17 protein-coding genes and 1 pseudogene are annotated in these 19,242 nt (G+C 59.7%); 7 read left to right on the top strand and 11 right to left on the bottom strand.

What is annotated here, in order from left to right; genetic code table 11:
• The first annotated feature begins 31 nt into the window (after positions 1 to 31).
• Positions 32 to 2,212, top strand: coding sequence for a catalase/peroxidase HPI (gene katG, locus P3T18_RS21505; protein WP_429301983.1), 2,181 nt, complete (start codon positions 32 to 34; stop codon positions 2,210 to 2,212).
• A gap of 23 nt (positions 2,213 to 2,235) precedes the next feature.
• On the opposite strand, the gene P3T18_RS21500 is transcribed toward katG, so the two are convergent.
• The 6 genes from P3T18_RS21500 to P3T18_RS21475 form a co-directional block, all read right to left on the bottom strand.
• On the bottom strand, positions 2,236 to 3,096 hold the full coding sequence (locus P3T18_RS21500; RefSeq protein WP_429301982.1) for a type 1 glutamine amidotransferase domain-containing protein: 861 nt from the start codon (positions 3,094 to 3,096) through the stop codon (positions 2,236 to 2,238).
• 37 nt (positions 3,097 to 3,133) lie between these two features.
• Entirely contained in the window at positions 3,134 to 4,168 is a 1,035-nt protein-coding gene (locus tag P3T18_RS21495) for a LacI family DNA-binding transcriptional regulator (RefSeq protein WP_429301981.1), read from the bottom strand.
• Positions 4,169 to 4,193: 25 nt separating this feature from the next.
• Positions 4,194 to 6,254 (bottom strand): alpha-amylase family protein, encoded by a 2,061-nt coding sequence (locus P3T18_RS21490; protein ID WP_429301980.1) that lies wholly within the window; start codon positions 6,252 to 6,254, stop codon positions 4,194 to 4,196.
• Between the two features lie 4 nt (positions 6,255 to 6,258).
• Positions 6,259 to 7,080, bottom strand: coding sequence for a carbohydrate ABC transporter permease (locus P3T18_RS21485; protein ID WP_429301979.1), 822 nt, complete (start codon positions 7,078 to 7,080; stop codon positions 6,259 to 6,261).
• Entirely contained in the window at positions 7,077 to 8,072 is a 996-nt protein-coding gene (locus tag P3T18_RS21480; protein ID WP_429301978.1) for a carbohydrate ABC transporter permease, read from the bottom strand. The genes P3T18_RS21485 and P3T18_RS21480 overlap by 4 nt, the downstream gene beginning before the upstream one ends.
• A gap of 63 nt (positions 8,073 to 8,135) precedes the next feature.
• Positions 8,136 to 9,437, bottom strand: a complete 1,302-nt coding sequence (locus P3T18_RS21475) for an ABC transporter substrate-binding protein (RefSeq protein WP_429301977.1) — start codon at positions 9,435 to 9,437, stop codon at positions 8,136 to 8,138.
• 598 nt (positions 9,438 to 10,035) lie between these two features.
• Here P3T18_RS21475 and P3T18_RS21470 point away from each other — a divergent pair.
• From P3T18_RS21470 to P3T18_RS21455, 4 genes are all read left to right on the top strand, one after another.
• Positions 10,036 to 10,821 carry an enoyl-CoA hydratase/isomerase family protein gene (locus tag P3T18_RS21470; protein WP_429301976.1) on the top strand — a complete coding sequence of 262 codons (786 nt, stop codon included), beginning with the start codon at positions 10,036 to 10,038 and terminating at the stop codon, positions 10,819 to 10,821.
• A 216-nt stretch (positions 10,822 to 11,037) separates the two neighbouring features.
• The gene (locus tag P3T18_RS21465; protein WP_429301975.1) at positions 11,038 to 12,033 is read left to right on the top strand and encodes an aldo/keto reductase; all 996 of its coding nucleotides are present in this window, start codon (positions 11,038 to 11,040) and stop codon (positions 12,031 to 12,033) included.
• 336 nt (positions 12,034 to 12,369) lie between these two features.
• The gene (locus P3T18_RS21460) at positions 12,370 to 13,212 is read left to right on the top strand and encodes an SDR family NAD(P)-dependent oxidoreductase (protein WP_429301974.1); all 843 of its coding nucleotides are present in this window, start codon (positions 12,370 to 12,372) and stop codon (positions 13,210 to 13,212) included.
• A 54-nt stretch (positions 13,213 to 13,266) separates the two neighbouring features.
• On the top strand, positions 13,267 to 13,680 hold the full coding sequence (locus P3T18_RS21455; RefSeq protein ID WP_429301973.1) for a GFA family protein: 414 nt from the start codon (positions 13,267 to 13,269) through the stop codon (positions 13,678 to 13,680).
• A gap of 94 nt (positions 13,681 to 13,774) precedes the next feature.
• Here P3T18_RS21455 and P3T18_RS21450 read toward each other — a convergent pair whose 3' ends face one another.
• Entirely contained in the window at positions 13,775 to 14,170 is a 396-nt protein-coding gene (locus tag P3T18_RS21450; protein WP_429301972.1) for a response regulator transcription factor, read from the bottom strand.
• A gap of 176 nt (positions 14,171 to 14,346) precedes the next feature.
• The gene (locus tag P3T18_RS21445; RefSeq protein ID WP_429301971.1) at positions 14,347 to 14,892 is read right to left on the bottom strand and encodes an Lrp/AsnC family transcriptional regulator; all 546 of its coding nucleotides are present in this window, start codon (positions 14,890 to 14,892) and stop codon (positions 14,347 to 14,349) included.
• 272 nt (positions 14,893 to 15,164) lie between these two features.
• On the opposite strand from P3T18_RS21445, the gene P3T18_RS21440 reads away from it, so the two are divergent.
• Positions 15,165 to 15,821 (top strand): response regulator transcription factor, encoded by a 657-nt coding sequence (locus P3T18_RS21440; RefSeq protein ID WP_429301970.1) that lies wholly within the window; start codon positions 15,165 to 15,167, stop codon positions 15,819 to 15,821.
• Positions 15,822 to 15,913: 92 nt separating this feature from the next.
• Here P3T18_RS21440 and P3T18_RS21435 read toward each other — a convergent pair.
• Both P3T18_RS21435 and P3T18_RS21430 read right to left on the bottom strand, forming a co-directional pair.
• A pseudogene (locus P3T18_RS21435) lies at positions 15,914 to 16,257 on the bottom strand (carboxymuconolactone decarboxylase family protein).
• A 56-nt stretch (positions 16,258 to 16,313) separates the two neighbouring features.
• Positions 16,314 to 17,090 (bottom strand): SDR family NAD(P)-dependent oxidoreductase, encoded by a 777-nt coding sequence (locus P3T18_RS21430; protein ID WP_429301969.1) that lies wholly within the window; start codon positions 17,088 to 17,090, stop codon positions 16,314 to 16,316.
• Positions 17,091 to 17,229: 139 nt separating this feature from the next.
• On the opposite strand from P3T18_RS21430, the gene gcvA reads away from it, so the two are divergent.
• The gene (gcvA, locus tag P3T18_RS21425; RefSeq protein WP_429301968.1) at positions 17,230 to 18,156 is read left to right on the top strand and encodes a transcriptional regulator GcvA; all 927 of its coding nucleotides are present in this window, start codon (positions 17,230 to 17,232) and stop codon (positions 18,154 to 18,156) included.
• Positions 18,157 to 18,176: 20 nt separating this feature from the next.
• Here gcvA and P3T18_RS21420 read toward each other — a convergent pair whose 3' ends face one another.
• Complete coding sequence (locus P3T18_RS21420; RefSeq protein WP_429301967.1) at positions 18,177 to 19,223, bottom strand: AraC family transcriptional regulator; 1,047 nt, start codon at positions 19,221 to 19,223, stop codon at positions 18,177 to 18,179.
• Positions 19,224 to 19,242: the final 19 nt, after the last annotated feature.

Below are 19,242 nucleotides of genomic sequence, written 5' to 3'. Positions count from 1 at the left end.
GTCCAAGTTCCCACACATCTGGAGAGAGCGTATGTCCAATGAAGCGACGTGTCCGTTCGCGCATGCCGCCGGCACGGGAACGACCATTCAGGACTGGTGGCCGCATCGCCTTAACCTGAAAATCCTGCGTCAGAACGCTGTTTCGTCGAATCCGTTGGGCGGCGAATTCAATTACGCCGATGAATTCAAAAGCCTCGATCTGGACGAAGTCAAGCAGGACCTCCGTCGGCTGATGACGACATCGCAAGACTGGTGGCCGGCGGACTTCGGTCATTACGGCCCGTTCTTCGTGCGTATGGCCTGGCATAGCGCGGGGACGTATCGAACGGGCGATGGGCGCGGCGGTGCGGGTTCGGGGCAGCAGCGCTTCGCGCCCATCAACAGTTGGCCGGATAACGTGAATCTGGACAAGGCGCGCAGGTTGATCTGGCCGATCAAGCAGAAGTACGGGCGTAAGCTCTCATGGGCCGATCTGATCGTGCTCACGGGCACGGTCGCTCTGGAGTCGATGGGATTCAAGATCATCGGTTTCGGCGGGGGACGTGTCGACGCCTGGGAGTCGGACGAGTCCGTATATTGGGGCAACGAGACGACGTGGCTGGGCGACACGCGCTACACCGGGGAACGTCAGCTCGACAGGCCGCTCGCCGCTGTTCAGATGGGCTTGATCTATGTGAACCCGGAGGGACCGGATGGCAACCCCGATCCGGTCGCGGCAGTGACCGACATTCGCGAAACGTTTTCTCGCATGGCGATGAACGACGAAGAAACGGTGGCGCTCATTGCTGGGGGACATACGATCGGCAAGACCCACGGTGCAGCGCCCGCGTCTCACGTCGGACTCGAACCGGAAGCCGCCGGTCTCGAAGAGCAGGGACTCGGCTGGAAGAATACCTTCGGCACCGGCAATGGCGACGACACCATTACCAGCGGACTCGAAGTCACGTGGACCACGACGCCGACGCAGTGGAACAACAATTTCTTCGAGAGCCTGTTCGGTTACGAATGGGAACTGACGAAAAGTCCGGCGGGCGCGCATCAGTGGAAGCCGAAGGACGACGCCGGTGCCGGGACCGTGCCCGATCCGCGTGACCCGACGAAGCGGCGTGGACCGTCGTTGATGACGACCGACCTCGCCTTGCGTTTCGACCCGGCGTACGAAAAGATCTCCCGGCACTATCACGCCAATCCCGATCAATTCGCGGATGCATTCGCGCGCGCCTGGTTCAAGCTCACGCATCGTGACATGGGGCCGCGCGTGCGTTATCTCGGCCCGGATGTTCCCGCTGAAGCGTTCATCTGGCAAGACCCCATTCCCACGCTCGATCACGAACTGGTAGACGCGCGTGATGTTCTCGCGCTCAAAGACAGAATTCTCGCGTCGCGCCTGCCGGTTTCTCAGCTGGTTTCCACAGCATGGGCGTCGGCCTCCACGTTTCGCGGATCCGACAAGCGGGGCGGCGCCAATGGTGCGCGTATTCGTCTCGAGCCGCAAAAGCATTGGGAGATCAATCAGCCTGCGCGATTGGCGGCCGTGCTGGAAACGCTCGAAGGAATTCAGTCGGCGTTCAACGGTGCGCAGTCGGGCGGCAAGAAGATTTCGCTTGCCGATCTGATCGTGCTGGCGGGTTGCACGGGTGTCGAGCAGGCGGCAAAAAACGCAGGCTACGAGGTAGTCGTGCCTTTTTCGCCGGGACGCATGGATGCGTTGCAGGAGCAAACGGACATCGAATCTTTCGGCGCACTTGAGCCGGCTGCCGATGGCTTTCGCAATTACGTGAAAGAGGGTTGCGGTTTGCCGGCTGAATCCATGCTCGTCGATAAAGCCCAATTGCTCACGCTGACCATTCCGGAGATGACGGTGCTGGTCGGCGGCATGCGTGTTCTGGGGACGAACTTTGGACACGGCCAGCACGGCGTGTTCACCACGCGGCCGGAAACGCTCACCAATGACTTCTTCGTCAACCTGCTCGATACGGGCACGAAGTGGCAGGCCGTATCGGATGCACAGGACGTGTACGAAGGCCACGATCGGCTCAGCGGCGAACTTAAGTGGACCGCCGCGCGCGTCGATCTGGTTTTCGGTTCGAACGCGGAATTACGGGCCGTGGCCGAAGTGTACGGATGCGCCGACGGCCAGGAGAAGTTCGTCCACGATTTCGTGGCGGCCTGGAACAAGGTGATGAACCTCGACCGTTTCGCGGCCGTGTGAGTCGTTGCGATTTGCCGGAGGGCTCAGTCCGATGACACGCTTGAGTTGCCGGCGAGCAGTTCGGCGAATGTCCTGGCGAAGGTGTGGGCGTCGCCTGGCCATCGGCCGGAGACGTAGTTGCCATCGACCACGACCCACGCCGGCGAGTCGTCGTTGAGCGTGTCGCGCGAGAGCCCCGAGGTCTTCTTGCGGAAGTGCGGGTTGTTGCGCGGCACGTCCAGGAAATCGCGCGGACTGGCCAGGTGCCGCCCAACCTCGTGTTCGACGGACATGTAACCCTCGGGCTCGCCCGCCTTCTCCGTATAGGTTCTGTAGTAGTCACGATCCCAGAACCGGCTGAAGCGTGCAATGCCGCTCGCCGCCTTTTCCAGCTTCCAGGTGAGCGCGGTGGTTTTGCGGCCGTACAGAACCGAGTTTCCGTCCGGCGCCTTGCTGCGCGCAGCCAGAAGAACGCCGTGGCAGATGGCGGCAACCGGCTTGCCGGCTTCGAAAAAGCCGGCGACGAGTTGCTGAAGCGTTTCGCTTTCCAGATATTGCCGCATGCCGCGAGCGCGATGACCGCCGCCGAGCAGCAGGGCATCGTATCGATCTGCGCGAAGCTCGCTCCACCGTTCGGGCTGTTGATAGCGCGCGGTCGCCGTCATGCTGGCGTAGGCCTGGCGCGCTTCGCTGTTTGCGCCAAGAAAATGGCCGATGAGCGTGATCTTGCCCAAACCCGGCAGTGGACTCCATGGATCGAGTCCACGTCCGGAGACCATGATGGTGTCGGCCTCGGCCGGTCGACCATCGGGCGTGGCAAAGCTGACCTCGTGGCTCGCCGCGGTGAGGATGGACCAGCTGATCGCTACCTCGGTCGGGTCGAAGTCGAGCGAAGGGAGCGGCATGAGGACATGTGCCATTGATTGCGTACCGTTCGGTGCATCAAGCCGGGCGAGTCGACCCGCGAAGAATGACGTCGCAGCGCAGATTCGTGGTGCTGAAAGGCGATTCCTTCGCGCCGCGAAGTCGCCGCTCGACCACGTCGGCAATGGTCTGTGCCACGCCGACAATCGGTTGCGCAACAGCGGTGATGCCCATGTCGTACAGGCCGAAAAGCGCGGGGTCGTCGAAGGAAATAAGCGAGAGATCGTCGGGCACGCGAATCTTCGAGTCCTTCAGAAAACGCAGCGCGCCGAGCGCCATGATGTAGTTCACCGAGAAAATAGCGGTGGGCGGTTCCGGCAGCGACAGCAGACGTCGCGTTGCTTCGTTGCCGCCGAGCATGGTCCAGTGTCCCGAGGCCTCGTACTGAGGGTCGACGGCGAGTCCCCGTTCGGTCAATGCGTCGCAATAGCCGAGGTATCGGCCTTTGGCGGCGCTGTCGCTCATTTCGCCGGTCACGATGCCGATGCGCCGATGTCCGATATCGAGCAGATGCCGCACAGCCGTAGTGGCGGCCTCGCGATTGTTGACGAACACGCGATCGGCCTTGAGGCCGCCGATATCGTTGTCGTAAAGCACCAGCGGCACGCCGTCGTTGATGACCTGGTCGACCCGATCGAAAAGATGTTCGACGCCGGACATCACCAGCGCATCGATACGCTGCGTCGAGAAATAGTCGAGCCCGTCTTCCATGAGACGCGTATCGCCGCCGTGACAGTAGATCAGTAGCGCCCGCCCGTCGCGGCGCAGTGCTCGCGACAGATGCTCGATCATGACCCCGTGGAATTCATCGAGCGACGGTGCGAGCAGACCCACGACATGCGTAATGTCGGTCTTCATCGCAACGGCGGCCGCGTTGCGTTTGAAGTGCAGCGCCTGAATCGCTTCCTCGATCTGTTCCCGATTCGTGCGGCGGATCGAGAAGCCGTTCAGGTAGCGCGATACGGTGCCGACGGCGACGTTTGCCCGTTTTGCGACGTCGACAATCGTCGCGGCGCGCGGTTTGTCGTTATCGTTCGAAATATCGTCGTTCATAAACCACTCGGTCAATGCTTGTAAATTATTCAAGTTCAAATACCAGTGCCGTGTGAATATGCACTCTCGGCACTGTGACCAGCATTGCACCGTCGTCAGCCAACGTCCAGTCCAGCGATATTCCTGAAAGGGCATCGTATGTGCGCACGGGCTTTTCGGGAAGCCGCACTTTTACCGATACGGGTCCGATTGCCGGAATATCTTCGATGATTTCCATCGGCCTCGTCGCGCCGCCGTCCATCGGCATGGCCTGCCCCCGCAATTGCGGCGCGCCGTAGAGGAGGTGCAAGATGTACCGGTTCCGGTCAGCCTGGTAAGTTAGCGAAAGCCGGCCGGATGACGGGAGATCGGACCTGATGGCGGCATCCGGCATCAATCTGTCGATCAGTGCGCTCACTATATCCCGATAGATCGGCTGCCCGACCGCGCGATACAACCGGAAGATGGGATAGGCCACGTATCCCGTGCCCTGATAAGTACACACGGCCACGCCGAGCGGATTCGCGTGAATGTCGTCGGGCGCGTGCAGATGCGAACTGAAGTGCTGATAGCTGCGATTGAAATAGGGCGGCCGGATCTCGCCGAGTACTTCCGCGCCTTGAGCCCGAACGCACAGCGCGGTGTCGTAGAAGACGATCGGGCTCGCTGGAATGCGCGAGTCCGGTTCTTCGCGCATCGTGACGTAGGTCGGCCAGAATGCCGTGGCTTCCGCTTCCAGCCTGATGCCGAAGTCGATTGCGAAGGCGTTGCCGATATCGCGGCCGGAATGCCAGGATGCAATGAGCTTGCCGCCGTTCGCGATATACGAATCGAGCCTGCGGCCAAGTGCGCGATCGACCGGTATCTCGTCGGGCAGGATCAGCAAACGGTAATCTTCGAAGCGCGCGCTTTGATCGATGACGTCGAAGGGGCGGTGCGATTCCAGCAGCATCTGAACGGCACCGTCGTCGCTCGGATGATTACGTCCGCGGCCCGGATTCATGTGCTCGGCGGAAAAGATCGCGATGTCGGAGACTTGCCGCGCGCCACGCAGGAACGGTTCCAGTTTTTCGATGCGGGCGTAGGCCGGGGCGATGCGTTCATAGGTGCTGTGAGCGAGCGCCGCACTCGGGTGCAATGCGTCGCCAATCAGGCATCGCGAACCGAGTGCGGCCATTTGCGCGCATTCGTAGTCGAGCGCGTCGGCATGTTTGAAGCCGCCGAATTCGCCCCAGCCCGAATGAAATTTTCCAGTGTGGGACAGGTACTCGAAACCGAGCGACGCGGCGTAACGTGCATTCGTCGGCAGATGGTTGTAGCCCCATCCACCCGTGGGCAGGCTTTCCAGTTCCAGGTGTGTGTAGTCTTTGTATCGCTCCGGGCCGCCCTTGGGAAGATGGCCGGCGTTGTAGAACACGCGCAGGTGCGGGAACTCGGCAAATAAGGCGGCGCTGGTTTCGTCGCGAAATCGTGCGAGTACGGCTTCGTCGTTGGTATGGCGATCGTCTGCGTTTTTCGGGTCGAGTCCATGCGCCTGCATCCGCTCGATACAGGCCGTGCAGACGCAGTCCTGTGCCATGACGATGTCGAAAAACAGGCCCGGAATAGCGTAACGGGACGCGATTTCACGAGCCTGATCGAGAATCAGCTTGCGCAACGGCGCATGGCTGAGACACAGCGCATGCCAGGCCGGACTGAGTTGCCGCGCGCTCGACAGGTCGTCGGCGCTCTCGTGAACGAACGCGTTGGTGGCGCTGAGAACGCGCCACTCGGGATGTTCTCGCGCGGTGCGCTCGTCCCACTGGACGGTGAGGTAGACGGGGCTTTCGATGCCGGCGTCCTGCAGCGCGCGGATCATGTCGCCCAGAAGATCGGGGCGCAGCAGATTCGGATGAACGTGGCCAATGGTGGTCGGATAGTAGGACCAGCCGTGATGGCACTTCGCAAACACGGTGATGGAATCGACATGCGCTTTCCTGAGCGTGTCGACGAAATCCACCGGGTCGAAATGCTCTCCGATGCCGGGAATGTGTTCGGACGTGTGAAAGTCCAGATGAATCTGGCGGTAGCGAAGGGGGCTGACGTCGCGCCCTGGAGATCGGGTCATGGCGTTATCCCTCGCTGCCGCTACGACTGAGTGCGCCGCGCGCGAACTGACGCTGGAAAATGATGAAGATGGTGAGCGGCGCGATGGCCGTAATGATCGCGGCTGCCGCTCGCAGATTCCAGTTGGGGTCGTAAGTGCCGGCAATGCGCGCAAATGCCACCGGCAACGGGATTTGCGTGCGCAGATACAGCAATGGAAGCAACAGCGAATTCCACGACCACAAGAACTGCAGGATCGCGATGGCGCTGATCGAGGCCAGCGTGTTCGGCAGGACGATATAAAAGAACATCGCGATCGGGCCGCAACCGTCGATACGCGCGGCTTCGATGAGATCGCGCGGGAAGCCCCGCAAGAAGTTCTTCACCACCACGATCGACCACGCGAAAGAGAGGCCGACGTAAGGGATGAGTATCGAAGCGATGTGGTCGATCAGTCCCATTTCGCGCCATAACCGGAATAGCGGAATGATGACGACCTGCTGCGGCAAGGCGAACGTGGTGAAGATGACGACGAGGATCGTCCGCCGCAATGGGAAGCGCAGAAACTGGAATGCGTAGGCCGCTGCGGGCGTGAGCAGCGCCGTCATGATCGTCGAGATGCCGGCGAGTTTCAGCGAGACCCAGAATGCTTCCACAAGCGGGTAGCGCGTCAGAACCGAACGCCACGCGTCCAGTGTCAATGTGAACTGGCTGGTGGTCCACCAGCCCAACACCGCTTCGTTCATGGGACGCAGCGATGTCACCACGATGCCGATGATCGGTACGGCCCAGATCAGCGCGACGACGCTGACGATTGCCGTTGCCCAGCGTGAGGACGCGTCTTTCATCGGTCCTCCGCCGTGCGTCGGATAACGACAGGTATCGATACGGCCAGAACCACGATCAGAAGAACGAATGTGGCGGTGGCGCCATAGCCTAGTTTGAATTGCGTCATCGACTCGCGGTACATGAAGAAGCCCAGTGTTTCGGTCGAGCGAACCGGGCCGCCGTTCGTCATGACGAAGATGGTGTCGAAGGCTCGCAGGCTGACGAGCAGATTGACGAACGTGGCGACCCGCACGCCCGTCAGCGAAAGCGGCATGACGATATAGCGCAGAATGGAAAAGCCGCTGGCGCCGTCGAGATGGGCGGCTTCGAGTATCGGCTTCGGGATGGTCTGCGTGGCCGCGAAGCACAGCATCAAAGGCAGGCCCACCTGGCCCCAAGTATAGGCCGCGATCAATGCGGCGAGCGCGGTGGACGGGTCGCCGAGCCAGGCGTGAGTGAACCGGCCCAGGCCGATGGTTTGCAGCGTGGCATTGAGCAGACCGCCTGAATCCGGCCTGAATATGCCGAGCCAGATAAAGCCCGTGACAGCTTCGGAGATACCGTAGGCCGCGAAAATAGCCAGACGCGGAATGGCGGTGGCTCTTGGCGCAAGCGAGCAGAGCAGCGCGAGTATCCAGCCGATGCCTACGGAAAGCGCCGTTGTCGAAACGGTCCAGATGAGCGTGACCGAAACGGCGTGGCGGAAGTCGTCGTCATGAAAGAGCGTGACGTAGTTGCCGAGGCCGACGTAGTGCGCGGCGCCCAATCCTCTAATGTCGAAAAAGCTCAGCCGGATCGTCTCGACGAGCGGGTACACGACGGCGAGGCCGAACAGAATCAGAACGGGCGCGATAAGCAGATACGCCGCTTGCGTTTCGTGCCAGCGGAATTTCGCGCTGCGTGCGGCCGCATATCCGATTCCTTCTATGGCGAGCGCCGGCGAGTCACCGATGGACGATGGGCGTTGCGCCACGCCGCCAAATCGCGCAGAGCCGTTATCGTGCTCGTTCATCAAGGCCGTTTCCATTGGAGTTGCCGAGCGTTGTCCCATACGATTCGACGCAGATGGCCAGAGTCACCGGTATGAATCTCCGGCTTTCTTTTCGATAGCATTGAGAACCTTGTCGATATTCGCGTCGCTCGGGTCCTGAAGAAAATACTGAAGCTGAACGCGGTACTCGTCGACCAGGTCGCCGGGCAACAGGTCGCCGAGAACAAACTGGCTTTTCGACGATTTCACCGCGGCGAGCGAGGCAGTCGTCACCGGGCTTGTCTGTAACCCCACAGCCTGATTGGACGGCGAGGCCAGACCGCTGCGGGCTTCGATGGCGGCCGCTTGCGCACTGCCGACCCATGTCAGGAATTCGTCTGCGGCGGCAGGATTGGAACCGGAGCGCAGCGCGACGAATTCTTTCGTATCGACGCTCGTCGTGTCGTCGTGGCCGAGTCCCATCGACGGGAATTGAAACAGCGAATAGTCTTCGCCTTCCTTCAGGCCGTAATCGACTTTTGCGCGATTGTTGACCCACGTGCCGATCAGTTCGTAGCCGTGCGTACCGGCTTTGAGTACTTCGTCGGCCGAGCTTTCCCACTCCGTGGCGAGCATGCGGTCGGCGCTGTCGCAGCAACCTGCCTTGAGCATGTCGGCGTAGCGGTGCAGGGCCGTCTTGACGACGGGGTCCGTCCACTTTATCTGGTGCGCCGCCAGCTTCGACGCTGCGTCGATGCCGCCAACGCGCAGCAGCAGCGTCTCGAACCATTCGGCGTGAGCCCATGTCTTGCCGGGAATCGAAACCGGAGTGACGCCGATTGCCCGCAACTTTTTGAAGGTGGCGAGAAAGTCGTTCCATGTTTTCGGCGGCGCGCCGATGCCTGCCTTCTTCAGAACATCGGTGCGATAGAAGATGCCGCTGCGATCGCCGAAGGTGTAGGTGACGCCATAGATCACGCCCTTGTACTGACCGAGGCGTTTCCATTCGTCGCCGAGATTTGCACTCCAGTGGTTCGCATTCCAGTCGGCGGTCAATGGGCGAAGCAGATTCGCATCGGCCAGTTCCGCGCGAAACGCGGGCCAGGTATTGATCAGCAGATCGGCCTTCTCGCCGCTCAGCAACGTCGTGCGAATGGCGCCGCGAGGATCGCCCTGCACGGTCAGACTGATTTCGCGGATCGTGATGGCGGGATGAGTCTTCTGAAAAGCGGTCTCCAAGGCGTGCATCATGTCGCTCTCGGAGCCGGACACCCAGCTCACGATAACGAGTTCGCCCGTTGCCGCACTGGCCGTGCACGAAACCGCGGTCAGAAAGACCGCAGCGAGCGCTGGCTTGAACGGCAAACGCCGACGCGTATCGGACGACGCCGAGCCGACACATTGCATGGCCTATCTCCACGTGCGTGCACGTTTATCGCGTTAGCGTTCCGTCGATATCGGATGGAACGAGTGGCATGGCGGAAGTTTTCGCTTCGCCATCACCCCAAAGAACCTGCACGGAAAAACGTGCATGGGAAAAGAAAATGCGCGACGGCGCTTACATAATCATGATCGCAGAAAGCGCCTGTGTTGAGACGGGACGAGTGTTCGATTGCTCACCTTGACGCGGCGCCGGGTCCTGCAAATTGCCGCGCGAAACGGAAAAAGCGAATGCGGTTAATTCGTTCGTAGAAAGCGTAATCCCATATAGAAGGACGCCGTCAACCGAACGTTCGTAGCATTCTTTTCAGCTTTTAATGGTCTGTTTGCGCCAGAATTTATTCCGCTGACTAATACGCGAATTTACGTCGGAGGACCGGGAGGCCGACCCGGCAAGGCTGAGAGGTGTGCCGAGGGTTAACCCTTGATTGATTCATCGAAATTTACTTGATAACGTTTCAATTAAGTTGAAACGCCGATGGGCCTTTAAAACTTCAGGGGGCCGTACCGCGATTCCCTTCCGGTGAGCGCGGACCTTTATTGCACGACACGCACAGAGGAATTCATGTCCCAGTTCGTTTATCGGGCTCCAGACTTGCCGGCCAATCTCGACGGTTTTCGCGTCGAGCTGAGCGCGCAGGATTCTCGTGCCGATATCGTCCTCGACCGGCCACCCTTCAATCTTATTTCCGTGCGGCAGCAGGAGCAGATCCGGGCTGTCTTCGAAGCACTGGATGCGGCGCCCTCGGTGCGCATCATCGTCGTGCGCGGTGCGAACGAGCACTTTTCTCGTGGAAGCGACGCTGAAGACGCGGTCGATATGTCTCCACTCGACGTTTCGCGAAGCGGATGGAATCTGAGTTCGCCGAGGCGTTGCAGCAAGCCGGTTATCGCTGCGAATCGCGGGTACTGTTTCGGTGCGGCTTTCGAATTGTCGCTTGCGTGCGACTTCAGAATCGCGACGGAGACCACGCTTTATGCCCTGCCGGCAAAAAAGGGCGGTCAAATTGCCGATCTTGCCAGCGCGGCATGCCTGCGCAGACTGATCGGCGCGGGTCGCACGAAAGACATCGTCATGCGCTCGCGGCTTATTCGCGGGGTGCAAGCATACGATTGGGGCATGGCAACGGAATTCGTTGTCGACAATGAACTTGAGAGCGTGACTGACGCGTTGGTTCGAGAGCTTCTTGCGGTTTCGCCGCTCTCGCAACGCGCGGCGAAAAAATTACTGAACGACATAGAAGACATGCCCCAGCCGCCAGAGATCGAAACCGATCTATACAGTTACCGGAACCTTGGCGATTCGAGCGCGCGGTACGAGGCGGATCAGGGTTGCTGCAAGACGCAGTGACATCGCGCCGGATAATCCGGGTATAAGAAGAACCGGCGCGAAAACGCCGCTGCGGCGTCGGGTAGTAGTTGCATTCGCAACGCACTGCCGCGCCTTCGCTATCCAACGCCAATCGCCCCACGCGCATTGCAGGAAGAAATTGGACTATGCTTTCGGTCGGTCCTGAACTTCTATCGGCCGCCTCCAACGTCCATTCTCCTTCCCGGGAGCGCAATCGTGCAATACCGAAAATTTGGCAACACAGGATTAACCGTTTCCCGTCTCACGCTCGGCACCATGACGTTCGGCCTACAGTCCGAAGAAAGCGTGTCGCTTGCGATTCTGAACAAGGCCGCAGACGCCGGCATCAATTTCATCGATACCGCCAACGTCTATCCGCTCGGCGCAGGTTATGACCTGGCGGGGCGTACGGAAGAAATCGTGGGTCGTTGGCTCACGGGTCAGCGTGACCAGTACATCGTCGCGACCAAGGCCGCGCACGAAATGGGGCCGCTCTCCTGGCAAAAAGGTTCGTCGAGAAAGCACCTTCTCGATGCGATCGATGCCTCGCTCAAGCGTCTCGGCACCGACTATGTCGACCTGTATCAACTGCACAACGACGATCGCGACACGCCGCTCGACGAGATGCTCGAAGCGCTCGATATCATCGTCAAGCAGGGTAAGGCGCGTTATATCGGGGTGTCGAACTTTCTTGCCTATCGTCTGGCGCGCGCGCTGGGACGGTCCGATGTTCTGCGAAGCGCACGTTTCGTTTCGGTTCAGCCGCGCTATAACCTGCTGTTTCGTCAGATCGAACGCGAGTTGCTGCCGCTCGCGACCGAAGAAGGTCTCGCGGTCATTCCGTACAACCCGTTGGCGGGCGGCTTGCTGACCGGCAAACACCGATACGAGGCGACGCCGAGTGAAGGGCGCTTCACGAGCCAGGTCGGCAAGGCGGGCGAGATGTACGCGAAGCGCTACTGGCATGAGCGCGAGTTTCAGACCATCGAAGAGATCGGGAAGATTGTCGGCGCCACCGACCGCTCGCTCGCCAGTACTTCGCTGGCCTGGGTGCTGGCCAATCCGGCCGTGACGTCGGCCATCATCGGCGCCAGCCGTCCCGAACAATTGACGGAAACACTCGCGGTCGTCGATCAGCCTCTCGATCCGGAAATCAAGGTGAAGCTCGACGATGTGACTATCGAATACCGATGGGGCGACGCGCCCCGTTGAGGATCGAATGGCGCGCGTCGTGCACGCGCGCGTTCAACGATCTCCGTGCCGCACGGGACGGAGATCGGATTTGCCGGTCCATTCCGGTATGCCAGTCGCGCCGGACAATGCGAAGGCGCAAATTACATAGCATTCCAGAAAGAAGCGTTTTTCCTCGTCAGGCAAACTGAAAGCATTCTCGCTTGCTGGGCGTTTGGCTCAGTGCTACGGCGTGAAGCACGTAGTGCCTTGCCCGTTTGCAGTTGAAGCGTCGCGCAGTAGTCGCGTCGAATTGCCGAAACTCCCGACAGTGCTTGCGCACCGCATTCAGTTCACTTCAATGCAGAGGAACGCTTCATGAAAGACTTCAACGGCAAAGTCGTGGTGATAACCGGCGGCGCCACTGGCATCGGCTTCGCACTGGCCAAGCAGTTTGCGAAAAAAGGCGCTCAACTCCTGATTGCGGCAATCCAGATGAAACGGCTGGAAGAAGCAAAGGAGAAGCTGTCGCCGCTGACTTCCCGTGTCGAAATATTCGAGTGCGACGTGACAAAGCGGGAGCAGGTGGAAGCGCTCGCGGCGTATGCATGGGAAAAATTCGGGCATGTCGATGTCATCGTCAATAACGCCGGCGTCGGTCCGATTCCTTCGAAGGTTATCGACGCGAAGTACGAAGACGTGCAAAGCGTCCTCGCCGTGAATCTGTTCGGCGTGTGGAATGGCGTATCGGTGTTCGGCAAACGGTTTATCGCGCAAGGCACGCCGGCGGCCATCTATAACGTCGGCTCCGAAAATTCGTTTTTCAACGCGATACCGGAAGGTGCGGGCTACGAGATCAGCAAGCATGGCGTGCTGGCCATGACGGTGGCGTTGCGCGAGGAACTACCGAAACACGTCGAGGTTGCGCTCATCTGCCCGGGGCTCGTGCTGTCCGAACTCGCCAAGGAAACGCAGGAAGGCATGCCGACCGACAAGTACGCCGAGATCGTCATGAATCAGATCGTGGCCGGCGAGTTCTATATCGTTTCCCACGCCTTCAATTTTGTGCGGATCAGTGCGCGCTGGCGTGAGATCGAGGCTGCCTTCGCCAAATACGCGCCGCGCTATGAAGGCGACGTCGAGTACGACGTGCGGACGATCGGCGCGCGGAACAACTGGTATCCGGGCTATCCCAACGCGGGTCCGGATATTCCCGTGTGATTTGCCGCTTCGGTGCGATGTACGAATTGACCCAACTCGATGGAGTAACCAGCCATGGCGAAGAAACATACGGCGAGATGTGCTTGCGGTGCGATCACGTTTGAATTCGACACCGATCCCGACTTTATTGCGGATTGTTATTGCCTGGATTGCCGCAAAGCCAGCGGCGGAATGATGGCGACCTGGTTTGGCGTGCCGGAAACCGATTTCACGCTGACCAGCGGCAAGCCGAAATCATTCCGCTATACGGCCGATTCGGGCAAGTTTCTGGATCGCAATTTCTGTCCGGAATGCGGATCACGACTGTTTACGAGCAATCTCGGCGCGTTTCCGGGAATGGTGTTCGTGCAACTGGGCAGTCTCGACAATCCGGAAGGGATAGAGCCGAAACTGGAAATATTCACCAAGCGTCGCCTCAAATGGGTCAAGCATCCGGATGTCCCGCAGTTCACGGATATGCCCACTTGAGCGAGCTATTCGCGGCACGCCGCGTCCGTCTGGTGGCAAGGTAAATTTGCTACGCGTTGAATTGCCGGCACGTTGGCCGGCAATTCTTCTTGATTCATGGCTTGCCCATTACTTCGCGAATCTTCGCCATGATGATGGCCGAGTCGACGGGTTTCTCCAGGTAGGCGAGTGCGCCATTGGCAAGTACGAATGCTTCGTCGCGCGGATTCGGAAAGCCGGTGATAAAAATAGTGGGCGGCGCGTAGCCTTGAGCGATCAGATGCGTGTGCATGTCGATGCCGGACATGCTCGGCATGGTGACGTCTGAGATAAGCAACGCCGTTCGACTCACCTCTCCTGACGCGAGAAATGCGTCTGCGCAGTCAAAAGACAGCACCTCCCATCCCATCGCGCGAATGAGATTCTCGGTTGCCTTCCGAACCTGTTCGTCGTCTTCGACGATGGAAACGAGAGCGGCAGGAGTCACAGCATTCCTTGCAATAAAACTCACAGACAAAAACCTACTGCTGCCCGGTGAGTAGTTGGTCGTTCTATTTTGTTTTAGCTCATCTTACAGGATTTGCCCGCAAACCATACGGTGCCACCGGACCCCAAATTGATCTGATCAAGAGCCGTACAGCGTGCCGATTTTTGCGGGAAAGCACGATTACATTCAAGCACGAATGCTTATGGCTTCAAAGCCTTGGCAGACGGTTCGGAACAGGAACGCTTGCCCGTTGTTTCGTGCTCGACCTTGTGAATAGGGAAGCGCGACGAGAACTTCACTTCGCGTAACGCTACGCTGGACTGTATGGCCGCAATGCCAGGCTGCCGGCGCAAAACGCGTTCGACGAACTCGCCATACGCGTCCAGATCTTCGGCCACCACCTGCAGAATATAGTCTGCCTCGCCCGTGATCTTATGGCACGAGAGTACTTCGGGACGTCCGGATATGACGGCTTCGAAATTATCCGCCGTGCTATCGGAGTGAATGTTGAACCGGATGTGCACGAACGTCAGCAGTTTGAGGCCAATTGCACGCCGGTCGATATTGGCCTGATAGCCCTTTATGACGCCCTGATCTTCGAGCCGTTTGCGTCGCCGCCAACAGGGCGTCACGCTAAGCGACAACTCTTCGCCTAGCGCCGCGTTCGAAAGCGAGCCGTCTTCCTGAAGCAGACGAAGCATCGAAAGGTCGACGGCATCCATATCGATCGGGCGATTCGCGCTCATCACTGTCCACCTTTAGAAAGATTGCCTAAAAGGGTAGGTGGTTTCACTGATTAAAGCAAAGCTATTGCGATGTCGAGTGTTTAGACTATTAACAGTTCTCCCCGGCGTAGTGTTTGAATCGCTTTTTCGAACAGAAATGGGAGGCACTGCAATTTCAAATTCGCACGATTTTTTCCGCTCGTGAACTCAGGCCGCGACGCTTTTCGCGGGAAAAGTTCTCAGGTTCTCTTCCCCCCAAAGCAGTCTTCCGCTTTCTTCCATAGGACACAACGGTGAGCATCGATCTTGGTGGACAGACATCTGCGAGCGCGCCCACTGTGTTTGTCGTGGACGACGACGAAGACGTGCGGGATTCCCTGCATCAGCTGTTGAGGTCGGCGGGTCTGAGGCCCAACGTCTTCTCTCATGGCGAAGCGCTTATCGACGAGTTGAAAGACCGTCCGGTTAAAGACGGACCGGCATGCATTCTTCTGGATGTTCGCCTGCGAGGCCTGAGCGGCCTCATGGTGCAGCAGGAACTGGCGCGGCGCGGCATTCCGCATCCGGTTATCTTCATCTCGGGATATGGCGACATCTCCATGACCGTCAAAGCGATGAAAGCCGGCGCGGTCGATTTCCTGACCAAGCCTTTTCGCCACCAGGATGTACTCGATGCGATCGCCGAGGCGGTGCATCTCGATCGTTCGCGTCGCGCCGACGCGCAACCGCTTCAGGCATTCGAAGCGCGTTGGCTCAAACTCACGCCACGCAAGCAGCAGGTTATGCGCCGGCTCGCGGGCGGCATGGTGACGGATCAGATTGCAGTCGAACTCGGCCTGAGCGAAGTTACCGTCAAGGTTTACCGTGGCGAGTGCATGAAAAGTCTCGGCGTCAAATCGATTGCCGAATTCGCGGATAACGCAAAACGTCTTGGCTGGCAGATGAACTGACCAGCGGTTGGCTCGATTGGAAGCAGGCCAACCAATCGGAACGCGCAACCGCTGGTCATCGGGCAGAACGCTCGCCGTGCCGGCAGTCGTTTTTATTTGCCCGGCAACGCGGCGTGTGCATCGAGTACGCGAGCCGAGTAGGTCAGTGCCGCACCGGCGTTGAGCGCGATGGCCACGCCGAGCGCTTCCGCAATTTCCTCACGCGTAGCACCGTTCTCGACCGCTGCTTTCGTGTGCACGGCAATGCACCCGTCGCATCGCGTCGTCACGGCTACGGCGAGCGCGATCAATTCATGAGTCTTCGCGTCGAGCCGGCCGGTTTTGCCCGCGCTTGCGTCCATTACCTGCAGGCCCCGTATGACATCCGGACTCAGTTTGGCGTAGTCGCCCACGCGGCTCAGCACGAGTCGCGATAAGCATTCCAGTCTTGCATCATGAAAACCTCGGCAGAAAAAGGGGAATTCGTGGCGTATGCCGCTTCGTGTCGACGCTTCAGGCCTGGCGGCCGGCCATCACGCCGCCGTCGACAGGCAGCACCGTGCCCGTGATCCACGAAGCACTCGGGGACGCGAGGAACAGAATCGCTTCCGCGATATCGGCGGGTTGACCGTTGCGACCGAGCGGATGAAACGCGTTGAACGACGGCAGTGTCTGCCTGACCTGATCGTCCGTCATGAACGTGTTGTACACCGGCGTCTCCACCACGCCTGGCGCTACGGTATTGATGCGAATATTGGCGGAGGCCAGTTCGATGGCGAGGTTGCGCGTCAGCGCATGCACGCCTGCGTTGGCCGCCGAGTACGCGGACGACGGCGTTGCGCCAATCGCCTGCAACGCCCACAGCGACCCCGTCTGCACGATGGCGCCACCGCCTCGCTGTTTCATCGCGCGCGCGGCAGCCTGCGCCATGAAGAACTTGCCCTTGAGGATCGTGTCGAGGAACCAGTCGTACTCGGACTCGCTAATCTCCAGAAAATCCTTGGGCCGGAATACGCCCGCGTTATTGATCAGAATGTCGACCCCACCGAACGCTTGTATCGCGACATCGACAAGACCGGCCGCTGTAGCAGGCAAAGCGATATCGCCGGCGTAGGTGCGAACGCTGCTTCCGCTCGGATCGATCTCGGCGGCGGCCTGCTTCAGTTTGGCTTCATCGCGACCGCCAATCACGACGTGAGCGCCGAGCTTCACCAGTCGAAGCGCGACTTCCTTGCCGATGCCCGAGCCGCCGCCCGTAACGATGGCGGCCTTGGTAGAAAAACTATTCATGGCACAACTCCTTGAGTCGAGGCGGCGGTGAGAACAGAAGCTGATTTATGTCCGCCTTATTTAGTCATATTGTTGGAGCATGCCGCGCGCTTGACAAATCAGTTATTCTGCTTCTTTCTAGAAGAAAATCTTTACCGCCATGACCGCTCCCATCTTCCTCAATGCGCTGCGCGCCTTCGAAGCGAGTGCGCGCCACCAGAGTTTCTCCGCCGCCGCGGTCGAACTGAATGTGACTCCCGCGGCGGTCGGCCAACTCGTGCGCAGTCTCGAAGAATGGTTGGGTGTGTCCTTGTTTCATCGTGGCGGTGGCGGACGCGCCCGTCTGGTGCCGACGGACGTCTCCCTCAGGGCGCTTCCCGACATCCGCGACGGATTCGATCGCCTCAGTCTCGGATTCGAGCGGCTCAAGGAGCGATCCGCTGTCGGCGTATTGACGGTGACAGTCAGCCCCGCATTTGCTGCGAAATGGCTTCTCCCGCGTATCGAACGGTTTCAGACCGCGTGGCCCGAAACCGACATACGTCTCGACACCAGTCTCAAGCTGATGGACTTTGCGACGCAGGGAATCGACATCGGCGTGCGCTATGGCGCGGGACACTGGCCCGGTCTGGAAGCAGAAAAGCTCATGGACGAAGAGGTATTTCCGGTCTGTTCGCCGGCTTATCTGAAGCAGCACGCCGGCCTGCGCAAACCCGACGATCTGGGCCGCGTCACATTGATCGACGATCTCTCCGTCGATCGGCAGACCGGATTCGTGACGTGGGACGCGTGGCTCAAAAGTGCAGGAACAAAGCTGGCATCGGCGCGGGCGAGTCTGAAAATCAATAACTCCGCAGCGGTGCTGCAGGCCGCTATCGACGGGCATGGCGTCGCGCTGGCCCGAAGTGTTCTTGCTCGTGACGATATGGCAACCGGGCGACTGATCCGGCTATTTCCCAATATCGAACAGCCTTCAGCGCTGGCGTATTACATCGTTTATCGCAAGGAGTGTGCGGACCTCGCGCGACTCGTGGCGTTTCACGATTGGCTTCGTGACGAGGTTTCCCGCGACGCGAATGTGAAGTAGGGGAGCGTCGTGGCTACACATCAGGGGCGTTCGGGCGCTGTATCGGCTGCAGCTTGCGCACTCTGCTTCCATTTCGAAACCGTGGTTCCGAACTGTTTCCGGAACCAGAAGGCGAACGCGCTGGGAGTCGAAAAACCGAGCAGGTCCGCGAGTTCGGCCAGCGAGCGATCGCTGTCGAGAATCTGGTGGGACGCGAGTTCGGCTCGCACCGACTGATGCAGATCGAAAAAGCTCGTGCCTTCTGCCGACAGATGCCGATGCAAGGTCCGGCGATCCATGCCGAGGTGTTTTGCCACCTGTTCGGACGTGCATCGCCCGCCGGGCAACATGGCGACCACGACCTGCCGCACGGTGTACGTCGTGCTCGTGTCGGAGCCGGAGAGCGCGTCATCGAGCAGATGACGGACATGGGGCGTCATCCGGTAGTCGTCGGCTGAAATGGGGGCCGCGAGGTCTTTCGCGCTGCAGACAATGCCGTTGAAACTCGCATTGAATTCGACCGCCGACCCGAACAGCGCTTTGTGACGCGTCGCGCCATACGGTTGACGATGTTTGAAGCCGACGCTCCGCGGCCGCCAGGTCGGTCCGAGCAATTCCTGAATCGCGCGAAATAGCACGCCCACGGCCATCTCGACGGACTGCCGCACCGAGCCCTTGCCGGTCAGCAGCACCTCTTCGCGAATCAGTACGGCGTCGTCGAAATCTTCGAGACTGGTCAGCAGCGCGGCATTGATCAGACGCATGTAGCGGCACAGATTATCCAGCGCCTGCCGCGTATTGGGCGCTTCGCGCATCACAAAGCTGATGGGCCCGAGGTTGGCCAGCCGCCGGTGTTCGGCAAGTTGCAGGCCGAAGTCTTCCACGCGCGCCATGGACGCGCTGTTTTCGAGCAACTGGCTCACCGCCACGGGACTCACCGGCATGTCGGGGTCGACGAGGCTGCGCGTGCTCAGGCCCACCTTGCGCAACATTGCCTCGGGATTGAGCCCGTGATGGCGCGCCAGCTCGGCGTAACCGGTCAGACTCGCGCTGCGGATCAGCGGGGTATTTGGGGTATACGCGCCCATCGCTATGTCCCACTTTAGA

The sequence above is a fragment of the Paraburkholderia sp. GAS199 genome, assembly GCF_050436585.1.
Classification (GTDB): domain Bacteria; phylum Pseudomonadota; class Gammaproteobacteria; order Burkholderiales; family Burkholderiaceae; genus Paraburkholderia.
Note: the sequence above shows the minus strand (reverse complement) of the source record. Positions and strands in the feature narration are given on the sequence as shown.

What these genes read in the sequence shown, in the direction of transcription:
- katG (WP_429301983.1), top strand. Translation starts at nt 32, where the DNA reads ATGTCCAATGAAGCGACGTGTCCGTTCGCGCATGCCGCCGGCACGGGA.
- P3T18_RS21500 (WP_429301982.1), bottom strand. Translation starts at nt 3,096, where the DNA reads ATGCCGCTCCCTTCGCTCGACTTCGACCCGACCGAGGTAGCGATCAGC.
- P3T18_RS21495 (WP_429301981.1), bottom strand. Translation starts at nt 4,168, where the DNA reads ATGAACGACGATATTTCGAACGATAACGACAAACCGCGCGCCGCGACG.
- P3T18_RS21490 (WP_429301980.1), bottom strand. Translation starts at nt 6,254, where the DNA reads ATGACCCGATCTCCAGGGCGCGACGTCAGCCCCCTTCGCTACCGCCAG.
- P3T18_RS21485 (WP_429301979.1), bottom strand. Translation starts at nt 7,080, where the DNA reads ATGAAAGACGCGTCCTCACGCTGGGCAACGGCAATCGTCAGCGTCGTC.
- P3T18_RS21480 (WP_429301978.1), bottom strand. Translation starts at nt 8,072, where the DNA reads ATGAACGAGCACGATAACGGCTCTGCGCGATTTGGCGGCGTGGCGCAA.
- P3T18_RS21475 (WP_429301977.1), bottom strand. Translation starts at nt 9,437, where the DNA reads ATGCAATGTGTCGGCTCGGCGTCGTCCGATACGCGTCGGCGTTTGCCG.
- P3T18_RS21470 (WP_429301976.1), top strand. Translation starts at nt 10,036, where the DNA reads ATGTCCCAGTTCGTTTATCGGGCTCCAGACTTGCCGGCCAATCTCGAC.
- P3T18_RS21460 (WP_429301974.1), top strand. Translation starts at nt 12,370, where the DNA reads ATGAAAGACTTCAACGGCAAAGTCGTGGTGATAACCGGCGGCGCCACT.
- P3T18_RS21455 (WP_429301973.1), top strand. Translation starts at nt 13,267, where the DNA reads ATGGCGAAGAAACATACGGCGAGATGTGCTTGCGGTGCGATCACGTTT.
- P3T18_RS21445 (WP_429301971.1), bottom strand. Translation starts at nt 14,892, where the DNA reads ATGAGCGCGAATCGCCCGATCGATATGGATGCCGTCGACCTTTCGATG.
- P3T18_RS21430 (WP_429301969.1), bottom strand. Translation starts at nt 17,090, where the DNA reads ATGAATAGTTTTTCTACCAAGGCCGCCATCGTTACGGGCGGCGGCTCG.
- gcvA (WP_429301968.1), top strand. Translation starts at nt 17,230, where the DNA reads ATGACCGCTCCCATCTTCCTCAATGCGCTGCGCGCCTTCGAAGCGAGT.
- P3T18_RS21420 (WP_429301967.1), bottom strand. Translation starts at nt 19,223, where the DNA reads ATGGGCGCGTATACCCCAAATACCCCGCTGATCCGCAGCGCGAGTCTG.